This window comes from Nonomuraea sp. NPDC005730, from assembly GCF_040630865.1.
Lineage (GTDB): Bacteria > Actinomycetota > Actinomycetes > Streptosporangiales > Streptosporangiaceae > Nonomuraea.
In genome coordinates this window covers 29,855-41,784 of sequence record NZ_JBEXYK010000048.1, presented here as the reverse complement: position 1 = coordinate 41,784, position 11,930 = coordinate 29,855, and the positions used below count along the sequence as shown (strand labels likewise).

The 11,930-nt window shown below is 73.3% G+C and carries 8 protein-coding genes; 4 read left to right on the top strand and 4 right to left on the bottom strand.

The window, feature by feature from the left end:
- Positions 1-5: 5 nt before the first annotated feature.
- The 4 genes from ABZ444_RS37030 to ABZ444_RS37015 form a co-directional block, all read right to left on the bottom strand.
- Complete coding sequence (locus ABZ444_RS37030) at positions 6-194, bottom strand: acyl-CoA carboxylase epsilon subunit (RefSeq protein ID WP_358007556.1); 189 nt, start codon at positions 192-194, stop codon at positions 6-8.
- 165 nt (positions 195-359) lie between these two features.
- Positions 360-3,131, bottom strand: a complete 2,772-nt coding sequence (locus ABZ444_RS37025) for an AAA family ATPase (protein WP_358007553.1) — start codon at positions 3,129-3,131, stop codon at positions 360-362.
- 57 nt (positions 3,132-3,188) lie between these two features.
- Positions 3,189-4,979 carry a 2-isopropylmalate synthase gene (locus ABZ444_RS37020; RefSeq protein WP_358007550.1) on the bottom strand — a complete coding sequence of 597 codons (1,791 nt, stop codon included), beginning with the start codon at positions 4,977-4,979 and terminating at the stop codon, positions 3,189-3,191.
- Between the two features lie 18 nt (positions 4,980-4,997).
- Positions 4,998-5,324 (bottom strand): hydroxyisourate hydrolase, encoded by a 327-nt coding sequence (locus ABZ444_RS37015; protein WP_357982008.1) that lies wholly within the window; start codon positions 5,322-5,324, stop codon positions 4,998-5,000.
- Between the two features lie 368 nt (positions 5,325-5,692).
- Here ABZ444_RS37015 and ABZ444_RS37010 point away from each other — a divergent pair, with 368 nt between their 5' ends.
- The 4 genes from ABZ444_RS37010 (at position 5,693) to ABZ444_RS36995 (ending at position 11,929) form a co-directional block, all read left to right on the top strand.
- Entirely contained in the window at positions 5,693-5,887 is a 195-nt protein-coding gene (locus tag ABZ444_RS37010; RefSeq protein ID WP_358007547.1) for a hypothetical protein, read from the top strand.
- Positions 5,888-6,102: 215 nt separating this feature from the next.
- Positions 6,103-9,168, top strand: a complete 3,066-nt coding sequence (locus tag ABZ444_RS37005) for a BTAD domain-containing putative transcriptional regulator (RefSeq protein WP_358007544.1) — start codon at positions 6,103-6,105, stop codon at positions 9,166-9,168.
- Positions 9,169-9,298: 130 nt separating this feature from the next.
- Entirely contained in the window at positions 9,299-10,357 is a 1,059-nt protein-coding gene (locus ABZ444_RS37000; RefSeq protein WP_358007541.1) for a glucose-1-phosphate thymidylyltransferase, read from the top strand.
- A 24-nt stretch (positions 10,358-10,381) separates the two neighbouring features.
- A complete protein-coding gene (locus ABZ444_RS36995) occupies positions 10,382-11,929 on the top strand; it encodes an MFS transporter (protein WP_358007538.1) in 1,548 nt (515 codons plus the stop codon).
- Position 11,930: the final 1 nt, after the last annotated feature.

The window sequence follows — 11,930 nt, the reverse complement described above, 5'->3', positions numbered from 1 at the left end:
CCGGGTCAGCTCGCCCAGGCCGCCAGCCGCCAGTCGCCGCCGCCGCCGGGCAGCGGCGTGCGCACCAGGACGGACGGGTCGGACCAGGCCGACGCCTCGCGCTCGGCCGCCTCGGCCAGGCGGCGGAAGACCGCCGCGACGACCGCTTCGAGTTCTTCGGGGGTCGCCTGCCCCCGCACCACGGTGAGTTCCATGCCTTCGACGCTCGCCCGCGGGCCCGCGCGGCCGCAACTTCCTGCATGCCCGGTGCCCACGGGGAGCACAGGTGAGCACGGATGAGCACGGATGAGCCCGGTCCGGCGGCGGAAGTCGCGCCGGACCGGGCCGGCCCGAGCGCCCCCGGGTTCAGGGGCAGGCGGTCAGGACTGGGCCTGGTCGTCGAACTCCACCACGAGCGGGAGGTCGGCCCGGCGGCGGATGTTCAGCTTGCGGTAGGTGCGGGTCAGGTGCTGCTCGACGGTGCTGATCGTGATGTAGAGCTTGGCCGCGATCTCGCGGTTGCTGTAACCGGCCGCCGCCAGCGCGGCGACCCGGCGCTCGCCGACGCTCAGCACGCCGATCAGGTCACCCGGCAGGGGGGACGGCGCGCCGTCCGTGTCCGCGGCCCGGCTGAGCGCGCCGATCATCGGCTCGGCCCCGCACTCCAGGGCCGCCGCCGTCGCCCGTCCGGCCACCGTCCGGGCCCGCCGGAACTCGCCCAGCGCCTCGTACGCCTCCACCAGGTCGAACAGCGCCCTGGCCAGCTCGTACCGGTCGCCGGCGAGCTGGAGGTACTCCACCGCCTGGCGCAGCAGCGCCGGACGGCGGGCCGGCTCGGAGACGGCCGCCTTGAGCCGCATCCCGATGCCGCGTCCCCGGTAGGCGCCGGGGCCGCAGCCGTCCAGGTGGGCCTTGATCAGCTCTCTGGCCTCCTCGGTCTGGCCCATCCGCAGGCACGCCTCGGCCGCGTCGGCCTGCCAGGGGATCAGCGCCGGGTTGTTCAGGCCCCAGGCCGTCACCAGCTCGCCGCAGCGCAGGAAGTCGTGCAGGGCCGCCACGAACGACTCGCCGGCCAGGTTGTAGCGGCCGCGGGCGTACAGGTAGTGCAGGCCGTAGCGGGTCTGGAACATGGCCTCGGCGACCGGCCGGTCCAGCGGGTCGCGCACGGCCTCGTGCCGGCCCATCGCGGTCAGCGCGATGACCAGGCTGGCCAGCGGGCCGCCGATGGCCACGCCCCAGCTGCTCATCGGGATCGTGTCCAGCGCGATGCGGGCGTGCCGCTCGGCCGCGGGCATGTCGCCCTGGCGGATCGCGATCTCGGCCCGGATGGCCGCCAGCCGGGCCCGGCGGCTCGGCGCCTGCCGGGCCGCCGCCTCGTCGCCGAACAGGTCGCACAGCGGCGCCGCGCGCTCGCAACGGCCGGCGTAGGTGAGGGCGAGCAGCGAGTTCTCCACGACGTCCAGGGACATCTCGTCCAGCCGCTCGCCCTCCAGGATGCGCTCGACGGCGTCGAGGTTGTGCTCCCGGGGGCCGTGGGTGAGCACCTCGGCCAGGGCGAGCGTGGACTCCAGCCGCCGGTTGACGGCGACCGACACCATGCCGGCCAGGATGTGCTCCCGCGGCGGGTTGGCCACGTAGGCGGCCAGCGGCGGGCAGGTCACCCGCAGCCAGAGCTGCGCCACGACCAGCTCGGCCAGCGTCGCGTGGTCGGACGCCGACGCCTCCTGGTTGAGCTGCTCCAGCACGTCGCGGGCGTCCTCGAAGCGGCCGTGCCACAGCAGCGCGCGGGCCAGCACGACGGCGTCGCTGCCGTGCAGGCTGCCCTTCTGCAGCGCCTCGGTGAGCTGGTCCAGGTGCCCGGCGGGGGCGGCCGGGTTGATCCGCCACTCCGCGCGGACGAGCATGGTCATCAGCTTGGAGCGCTGGAGCTCGTCGGTGCACTCGCGCCAGGCCAGCTTCAGGTAGGCCACCGCCGACTCCACCTCGCCCTTGCGCAGCGCGGCCAGCGCGGCCTCCTCCAGCGTGGGCACCACCCACGGCGCCTCGACCCGGGCGGCCTGGAGCAGGCGGTCGGCGACCACGCCGGGCCGCACGCCGCGCGTGTAGGCCAGCTCGGCGGCGCGGCGGTACAGCTCCTTGCGCTCGGACAGGTCCATGCCGGCCAGCACCGCCGAGCGCACCGCCTCGTGACGGTAGCCGCCGCCGCGCAGCAGGCCGGTCGCGCCGATCGTGAGCAGCTCCCTGCTGACGTCGACCGCGGGCAGTTCGAGCATCTCGGCCAGCCCGTCGGCCTCGCCGAGGATGGCCAGGCCCTGCGCCACCCGGACGGTACGCGGGTGGCTGCGCCGCAGGCACGTCTCGACCGCCCGGACGAACCGGTCGCCGACGACCAGCTCGCGCGGCGGCTCCTCCACGGCCCGCAGGTGCTGGCGGTAGTCGGCGGCCAGCTCGCCGGCCAGCAGCGGGTTGCCGCCGCTGATCGTGTGCCACTCCTCGGCGAACCGCTCGGTCGCGCTGAGCCCCACCTGGCCCGCCACCAGCGTGGCCACGCCCCTGCGCGACAGCGGGGCGAGCTGCAGGCGCAGGCAGTGCGGCAGCCGCAGCAGGTCGGTCTCCAGCGGACCGTCCGTGCCCTGCCGGTCGTTGAGCGCGAACACCGCCACGATCCGCGCGTTGCGCACCCGCCGCGCCAGGTAGGCCAGGCAGAGCAGGGAGGTGCGGTCGGCGTGGTGCACGTCGTCCACGACGACCACCAGCGGGCAGCGCTCGGACAGGTCGAGCAGCACCGTGACGAGGGCGTGCACGACCTGCGGGTCGAGCAGCCGCTCGGCGTCGGCGTGCGCCGCGGTCGCGGTCCGCACGCCCTCCGCCAGCAGTTTCTCCGAGCGCTCGCGCTCCTCCTCGACCAGGGGGGCGTCCTGGATGAGCTGGCGGAGCAGGCCCAGCTGCAGGTCCTGCTCCATGCGCGATCCTGTCGCCGTCACCGCGAGCGCGCCCAGCTCTATGGCCTGTTCGGACAACGCGCGCAGCAGCGCGCTCTTGCCCGTCCCGGCGGGCCCGCTGACCAGTGCGACCCGTCCACGGCCGAGGATGGCGTTGGCGACGAGCGACTCCAGGCAGGACATCTCCTCCTGCCGTTCGATGAGAGTCATGGCCGTCTCCCCCCATGTCGAGTTGCGCTCACGCTAGGCCGGGGTGGTATTCGATCTCTATCGTCCCGCCATCAGCCGCCGGTTCCTGGCCGCGCGCCGGCGTCCGGGCTCGGGAAGGGGCAGCTCAGGGGCGGGGGTCGAGTCAGGGGCGGCGGGCGGCGGGCCCGCGCGGCGGGCGCGGGCCACGGCGGTGCCCACGGCGGCCAGGGCCGCGGCGACCGCGTCGGGCGCGGCGCCGGCGCCCCACGCCGTGCCGCCGTCGAGGCCGCACCGGGCGTAGACGGTCACCTCGCCGCCGGCGGCGCCGGCCGCGCCGTCGAGGTGGTGCACGGCCCGGACCCGGACGCCGGCGGCCGCCAGCGCAGCGCGCAGCGCCGCCGCCGTGTCCGGTCGGGCCTGACCGTACGCGCCGCCGTCGACGTGCAGCGTGGCCACCGTCCCGGCCAGGTCGCCGGGCAGGTCGCCGGGCAGGTCGGCGGGCAGGTCGGCGGGCAGGTCGCCGGGGGAGGCGCCGGGCGCCAGGTACTCCTGCTCGAACAGCCGCCTGATCCGTTCCGGCTCGACCTCGCCCTGCCCGGCCTCCGCCATCGCCTGGACGGCCCGGCCCAGCTCGATCTGCAGCCCGCGCGGCAGCGTGATCCCGTACCGGGCGTTCAGCAGGTACGCCGGGCCCGCCTTACCCGACTGGCTGGTGACCCGGACGACCGCCTCGTACGTGCGCCCCAGGTCCCGCGGGTCCACCGGCAGGTACGGCACCTCCCACGGCAGCCGCGCCGGATCGCTCCCGGTACGGGCCGCCTCCCGGTCCATGGCGTCGAACGCCTTCTTGATCGCGTCCTGGTGCCCGCCGGAGAAGGCGGTGAACACCAGGTCGCCCCCGTACGGGTGGCGCGGCGGCACCGCGAGCCCGGTGCACTCCTCGACGACGCGCCGCACCCGGTCGAGATCGGAGAAGTCGATGCCGGGGTCGACGCCCTGGGTGGCCAGGTTCAGGCCGAGCGTGACCAGGCAGACGTTGCCCGCCCGCTCGCCGTTGCCGAACAGGCAGCCCTCGACGCGCTGGGCGCCGGCCAGCATCGCCAGCTCGGTCGCCGCGACCCCGGTGCCGCGGTCGTTGTGCGTGTGCACCGACAGGCAGACGTGCTCGCGGTGCGGCAGGTTGCGGTGCAGCCACTCGATCTGGTCGGCGAACACGTTGGGCGTCGAGCGCTCGACCGTCGTGGGGAAGTTCAGGATGATCGGCCGGTCGGGGCCCGGCTGCCAGACGTCCATGACGGCCGCGCAGACCTCCAGCGCGAAGTCCGGCTCGGTGTCGTGGAAATGCTCAGGCGAGTACTGAAACCGAACATCACCCTCTTCGAGCAATTTATCGGCATATTTCATGACCAATCGGGTTCCCTGGACGGCCAGGTCCTTGCACTCGTCCCGGTTCATCCCGAACACCAGCCGCCGCGCCAGCGGCGAGGTCGCGTTGTAGAGGTGGATCGTCGCCCTGGGCGCCCCGCTCACGCTCTCCACCGTGCGCTCGATCAGCTCGTCGCGCGCCTGGGTCAGCACGGTCACGCACACGTCGTCCGGGATGCGGTCGCGCTCGACCAGCAGCCGGACGAAGTCGTAGTCGTCCTGGCTCGCCGCCGGGAAGCCGACCTCGATCTCCTTGTAGCCCATGCCCACCAGCAGGTCGAACAGCACCAGCTTGCGGCCGGGGTCCATGGGCCTGGGCAGCGCCTGGTTGCCGTCCCGCAGGTCGGTGGACAACCAGCGCGGCGGCGCGGTGAGCGCGGCGTCCGGCCAGGCGCGGTCGCCGAGCGGCATCCGGGGGAAGGGTCGATAGCGGCTGATCTTCATGTCCGGCCTCACTGTCCCTCAGCTGAGCGATCCGAAATAGACGGTCGAGAAATGCGGCGAGATCAGCACGACGATGTGGTTCACGGCGGTCTCGTCCACCATGCGGAAGGTGACGACGATCTCCGGATACGCCGGCCGCAGCCCGAGCCCGACGAAGTACGGGTCGGTGGCGAACACGATGCGGTACAGACCGCGGTCGAGCGGGCGGTCGGCCCACTCGCTGACCGACCCGTCCTGGTCCGTACGGGTCTCGGCTTCGAGCACCCACTGCCCGTCGGCGTCATGGTCCAGGCGGACGTGCAGGTCAGCCGCACCCCGGCCGTAGACCGCGTCCTGGGCTTGCACCGCTATTCCCATCGAACCTCTCCGAGTGGTCCGCGCGGGCCGTCCGCGCACATGGCCACCCGGACGACGACACGTCGCGCCGCCCGGGCTCGCGCCCAAGGCTCGCGCCGCCGCCTATCCGCCGGACCTCCGGCCGCTATCGCCGCGCTATCGCCGTCCGATCGCCGCCGATGGCGAAAAGAGGCGCCCGCCTTATTTTGCGCTATCGCGGCTATCGCCGGCGGGTGCGGGGATCGGTGCGCACAGCGTCCAACGTGCGCTGATGGCCGGTGAAAAGAAGATGGATAAAGCGCGAATTGCGCACCGTGTGAGCGTCATTTCCGAAGCCGCGAACGAAGACCGCGGTAATCACCCGGAGGTAGATCGAAATGACCGCGACCACCGCCATCACCGCCCGCGTCCGCCTCGCCATCGCCCTGCTGCTCGCCGCGCTGGCCGGCTTCGCCGCCATCGCCGCCGCGCCGTCCCCCGCGCACGCCGTTCCGTCCGCCGGCCAGCACGACACCGTCAACGGCACGATGGACTGGCCGTGGGGCCTGATCGAGGGCGTCTTTCAGCGCTGACGGTGACAGGCAACACGGATCACCCTGAAACGCTCCAAAACTGGCCACATACCCAATGGCGTTGTACCATCCACCCAACCATGGCAGAAACTTTTGAGGGGTAAGCACCAGTTACGCCGCTCATCATGGCAATCACGCCCGGATTCCGGTCGCGTCGGGAAAGATCTTTGACCGAGGGCGATGATTTGTTTGAGGGGATGCGGGTGGAGTTTCGCGTGTTGGGTGCGCTCGAGGTAACTGCGAGCGAGAGACAGCTCGATCTGGGCGGGGCACGGCAGCAGATCGTCCTCGCCGTCCTGATCCTGAACGCCAATCACTCGGTCACTCTGGACCGCCTCGTCGAGGCGATCTACGACGAGGACCCCCCGGCCACGTCGCGTGCGCAGGTGCAGATCTGCATCTCCGCGCTCAGGCGCCTGTTCAGCGCCCACGGCCACCCCGAGATGATCGTCACCACCCGGCAGGGCTACATGTTGCGCGCCCCCGCCGACGCGATCGACGCACGCCGTTTCGAGAGCCTTGTGAGCCGGGCCCGCAAGGCTCGCGACGGACGTTCCTTCCCCGAGGCCATCCAGTACTACCGCGAGGCGCTGGCGTTGTGGCGCGGCCCGGCTTTCGACGGCATCGACAGCAGGGCCGTGCAGGCGCTGGCCAGCGGGATCGCCGAGCAGCGCGTCACCGTCAACGAGGACTGCGTGCAGCTCGAACTGGACCTCGGCCGCCACCACGAGCTCGTCGGCGAGCTGGCCGCGCTCGTCCAGGAACACCCGCTCAGGGAGGGGCTGGTCGCCCAGCTCATGGTCGCCCTCTACCGTTCAGGACGGCAGGCCGAGGCGCTCCAGGTCTACCGCGACGCGCGGCGGGTGATCGTCGAGGAGCTGGGCATCGAGCCCAACGAACGGCTGCAGCAGCTCGAATCGGCCATCCTCACCTCCGACGAGAGCCTGGAGGCGCAGCCGCCGCCCGCCGCGGCCCCGGCCGAGCCGCCCGCCCGTCCGCCCGCGGTGCCCGGCATGCTCCCCTCCGACATCGCCGACTTCATCGGGCGGCAGGCCCAGCTCGACGTCATCAGGCAGCGGGTGACCGTCCCCCTGGCCGGGGACGGCCGCTTCGCCGTGCCCGTCATCGCGGTCGCCGGGCGGGCCGGGATCGGCAAGACCACGATCGCCGTGCACGCCGCGCACAGCGTCGCCGCGCACTTCCCCGACGGCCAGCTCTTCGCCGACCTGCACGGCGGCGTCTCCCGCCCGGTCCACCCGATGCAGGTGCTCGACCGGTTCCTGCGGGCCTGCGGCGTGCAGGGGACGGCGCTGCCCGACACCCTCGCCGAGCGGGCCGAGCTGTACCGCATGCTGCTGGCCGACCGCAGGATGCTGATCGTGCTCGACGACGCCGCCGCCGAGAGCCAGGTGCTGCCGCTGTTACCCGGCAGCCCGACCTCGGCCGTCATCACCACCAGCCGGACCCGGCTCGGCGGGCTGGCCGGCGCCACCCACGTGGACGTCGACCTCTTCGACGCCGCCCAGTCCGTCGAGCTGCTGTCCCGCATCGCCGGGGCCGAGCGGGTACGGGCCGAGCCGGAGTCGGCCGCCGCCCTGGCCGAGCTGTGCTGCTTCCTGCCCCTCGCGCTGCGCATCGCCGGCGCCCGTCTGGCCTCGCGCCCCCACTGGGCCGTGGAGCAGCTCGTGGACCGGCTCGGCGACGAGGCCCGCCGGCTCGACGAGCTCAAGCACGGCGACATGGGCATCAGGGCCAGCCTGTCGCTCACCTACGAAGCGCTCACCGAGCAGGCCCGCTGCCTGTTCCGCCGGCTGGCCATCCTGCACTCGCACATCTTCTCCGCCTGGACCGGCGCCGCCCTGCTCGACCGGCCGCTGGCCGACGCCCAGGACCTCTTCGACGACCTGGTCGACGCCCAGCTCATCGAGGTCGCCGGGGTCGGCAGGAACGTCAACGTCCAGTACCGCTTCCACGACCTCATCCGCGTCTACGCCCACGAGCGCCTGGCCGCCGAGGAGCCGCCCGCCGAGCGCAGCGCGGCGCTGGCCCGCGTGCTCGACGCGCTGCACCGCCTCACCGAGACCGCCAGGACCCGCGAGTACGGCCCGCCCGCCGGCCCCCACCTGCGGCCCGGCACCGACTCGCCGCTCCCGGCCGAGCTGGTCGAGCGGCTGGTCGCCGACCCGATCGGCTGGTTCGAACGCGAGCGCCACGTGCTGCTGGCCGGCATCCGCCAGGCCGCCCAGGCCGGGTTCGTGGAGCTGTGCTGGCGTACCGCGATGAACGCCGAGCCCTTCTTCGAGCTGCACGTCTACCTCGACGACTGGCGCGAGATCCAGGAGATCGCCCTGGAGGCCGCCCGCCGGGCGGGAGACGAGCGCGGCCAGGCCGAGATGTTGTGCGTGCGCGGCACGCTGGCCCAGACCGAGCAGCGCTTCGGCGAGGCCAGACGCGACTTCGAGGCCGCCCTGACGCTGTTCGAGAAGACCGGCAACGTGGTGCAGATCGCCCGGTCCCGGCGCAACCTGGCGTTCCTGGAACGCATGAACGGCCAGCTCGAAGCCGCCGCGACGCACCTGGAGCAGTCGCTGGCCATCTTCACCGACATCGGCGACCAGATCTCGGCCGCGCACACGCTGGACAACCTGGCCGCCATCCGGTCGGAGTGCGGCGACATCGACGACGCCAAGATCATGCTGGCCGAGGCGCTGGTCCGCGGCAAGAGCGGCGGCAGCCGGCGCATCATCTCCCAGATCCTGCACCGGATGGGCCGGGTGCATCTGCAGGCCGAGGAGTTCGCGCTGGCGGCCGGCGCGTTCGAGGAGGCGCTCACGCTGGTGGAGGAGATCGGCGACACCGTCGGCGAGTCCTTCGCCCTGCACGGCCTCGGCATCGCCCACCTGCGCAGGGGGCGCCTGCGCGAGGCCGGCGACCTGCTGCGCCGGGCGCTGGCCGTGGCCGAGACCGCCCGCCATCGCCTGGCCGAGGCGCACGCCCTGGCCGGGCTGGGTGAGCTGGCCGTCACCACGAACGAGCCCGGCGACGCGATCGGCCGCCTGCGCAAGGCGGTCACGCTGTTCCGCCAGATGCGCGCGCCGCTGTTCGAGGCGCAGACGCTCACGATGCTGAGCGAGGTGCTGGTCGCCCTCGGCGACGCCAGCGCGGCCGAACGGGCGCTGTCGCGGGTGCACGAACTGGCCGACACGGTCGACGAACGGGCCGGTCAGCGGCTGCGCGACAACCTGTCCTCGGCCGCCGGGCTGGTGGAGGGCATCGGGTAGCCCGAACCTCGCCGCGGCGCCCCGCGCCGTCATCCCGCACCGGCCCGCGTCGTCCCGCCTGTCGTCCCCCACCGTCATCCCGCACTGTCAGAGATGCCCGCGGGGGCCCGCCGTTGGGATTCTGGCGAGCATGAAGGCTCTGGTGCTGTCCGGCGGGTCGGGCACCCGCATGCGTCCCTTGAGCCACTCCATGCCGAAGCAGCTCATCCCGATCGCCAACAAACCGGTCCTGGAGCACGTGCTGGAGAGCCTGCGCGCGCTCGGCGTGACCGAGATCGGCCTCGTGGTCGGCGACAGGGAGGCGCAGATCGCCGAGGTCGTCGGCGACGGCTCGCGGTTCGGGACGCGCGTCACCTACATCCGCCAGCTCCGCCCGCTTGGGCTGGCCCACTGCGTCAAGCTGGCGCGACCCTTCCTCGGCGGCGACGACTTCGTCATGTACCTCGGCGACTGCGTCCTGGCCGACGGCATCGGCCCCATCGCCGAGGAGTTCCACGCGTTGCGCCCGGCCGCCCAGATCGTGGTGCACCGGGTGGCCGACCCCCGGCCGTTCGGCGTCGTCGAGACCGACGAGACCGGCGCGGTGCTGCGGGTGGTGGAGAAGCCGGAACATCCGCGCAGCGACCTGGTCATGACCGGCGTCTACTTCTTCACCCCCGCCGTCCACGAGGCGGTGGACCGCATCGTCCCCGGACGCCGGGGCGAGCTGGAGATCACCGACGCCGTCCAGTGGCTGCTGACCTCCGGCCAGGAGGTGCGGGCCAGCCTCTACCGCGGCTACTGGAGCGACGCCGGCCGCGTCGAGGACGTCCTGGAGTGCAACCGGCGGCTGCTGGCCCGGCTCTCCCGCGACATCGCCGGCCACGTGGACGCCGCCAGCCTGGTACGCGGCGACGTCGTGCTCGGCCCCGGCGCGCGGGTGGTCGCCTCCGTCGTCGAGGGACCGGCGATCATCGGCCCGGACACCCTGATCGTGGACAGCCACATCGGGCCCGGCACCTCCATCGGACGCGACTGCGTGGTGCGCTCCACCCGCCTGTCCGACTCCATCGTGCTCGACGGCGCCTCCATCGTGGCCGCCAGCGGCCTGCGCGGCTCGCTCATCGGGCGCTACACAACCGTCGCTCCCGGCCGCAGCGACCACCGTCTCGTGGTCGGCGACCACACGCGGATCGAGCTGACCACATGAACCCAGGGAACAAGGAGTGAGGACGTGACCGACGACGGCGCCCCGCGCGCGGGGCGGAAAGAGTGGCTCGGGCTGGTGGCGCTGTTCCTGCCCACGATGCTCGTGGCCCTGGACATCAGCGTGCTGTTCCTGGCCTTGCCGCACCTCAGCACCGACCTGGGCGCGGACGCCACCCAGCAACTGTGGATCACCGACATCTACGGCTTCATGACCGCCGGGTTCCTGGTCACCATGGGCTCGCTCGGCGACCGGATCGGCCGGCGGCGGCTGCTGCTGGCCGGAGGCGCGGCCTTCGGTCTGCTGTCGCTCCTGGCCGCCTTCTCCACCAGCCCCGAGATGCTGATCGTGGCCCGCGCGCTGCTCGGCGTCGCCGGGGCCACGCTGCTGCCCTCGACGCTGTCCCTGATCGGCGTCATGTTCCGCGACCCCCGGCAGTTCGGCCTGGCCATGGCCGCCTGGGGCACGGCCTTCATGCTCGGCATCGCGCTCGGCCCGGTGGTCGGCGGCGCGCTGCTGGAGCGCTTCTGGTGGGGGTCGGTCTTCCTGATGGGCGTGCCGGTCATGCTCCTGCTGCTGGCCGCGGCCCCGCTGCTGCCGGAGTTCCGCGATCCCACCGGCGGCCGGATCGACCTGGTCAGCGTCGTGCTGTCGCTGGCGGCGATCCTGCCGCTGATCTACGGGCTCAAGGCGGTCGCCCGCGACGGCTGGGGCGCCGGTCCGGCCGTCGCGGTCGCCGCCGGGCTGCTCGTGGGCGCGGTGTTCGTGCACCGCCAGCGAGCTCTGGCCCACCCGCTGCTGGACGTGCGGCTGTTCCGCCACCGCGCGTTCACCGCCGCGGTGCTGATCGGGCTGCTGTGCGGGGCGTTGCAGACCGGGACCGGGATGGAGGTCGCGCTGTTCCTGCAGACGGTCGAGGGCATGTCGCCGCTGGAGGCGGGGTTGTGGCTGCTGGGCCCGGCTGTCGCGCTCATCGTCTCGATCAACCTCACCCCGAGGCTGGCCAGCCGGGTGCGGCCGGCGTACCTGCTGGGCGGCGGCATGGTGATCGCGGTCGTCGGGCAGCTCCTGCTCACCCAGGTCGTCGTGGGCGCGGTGACGGCGCTGATCGTCTTCCTGGGCGTGTGCTACTTCGGCGTCGGGCCGGTCGGCGGCATGATCAACCAGGTGGCGATGAGCACCAGCCCGCCGGAGCAGGCCGGTTCGGCCGCCTCGCTGGTGGCCACCGGCGGCGAGTTCGGCGTCGCGCTCGGCGTGGCGACCCTGGGCAGCCTCGGCACCGCGGTCTACCGGGGCACGTTCAGCCCGCCCGCCGGCACCCCGGCGCTCGCCCAGGACAGCATCACCGGCGCGGTCACCGTGGCCGGGCAGCTGCCCGCCGACCAGGGCGCGGCGCTGCTCGGCGCGGCCCGCGAGGCGTTCACCGCCGGGCTGCACGCGGTCGCGTGGGCGAGCGCGGCCCTGTGCGCCGTGCTGGCCGTGCTCGCGCTGGTCCGGCTGCGCGGCGTGGCGCCCTTCGCCGGGGTCCACGACGGTCACCACCAGCCGGACCAGGAGCCCGTCCTGGTGGACTGAG

What these genes read in the sequence shown, in the direction of transcription:
- ABZ444_RS37025 (WP_358007553.1), bottom strand. Translation starts at nt 3,131, where the DNA reads ATGACTCTCATCGAACGGCAGGAGGAGATGTCCTGCCTGGAGTCGCTC.
- ABZ444_RS37020 (WP_358007550.1), bottom strand. Translation starts at nt 4,979, where the DNA reads ATGAAGATCAGCCGCTATCGACCCTTCCCCCGGATGCCGCTCGGCGAC.
- ABZ444_RS37000 (WP_358007541.1), top strand. Translation starts at nt 9,299, where the DNA reads ATGAAGGCTCTGGTGCTGTCCGGCGGGTCGGGCACCCGCATGCGTCCC.
- ABZ444_RS37010 (WP_358007547.1), top strand. Translation starts at nt 5,693, where the DNA reads ATGACCGCGACCACCGCCATCACCGCCCGCGTCCGCCTCGCCATCGCC.
- ABZ444_RS37030 (WP_358007556.1), bottom strand. Translation starts at nt 194, where the DNA reads ATGGAACTCACCGTGGTGCGGGGGCAGGCGACCCCCGAAGAACTCGAA.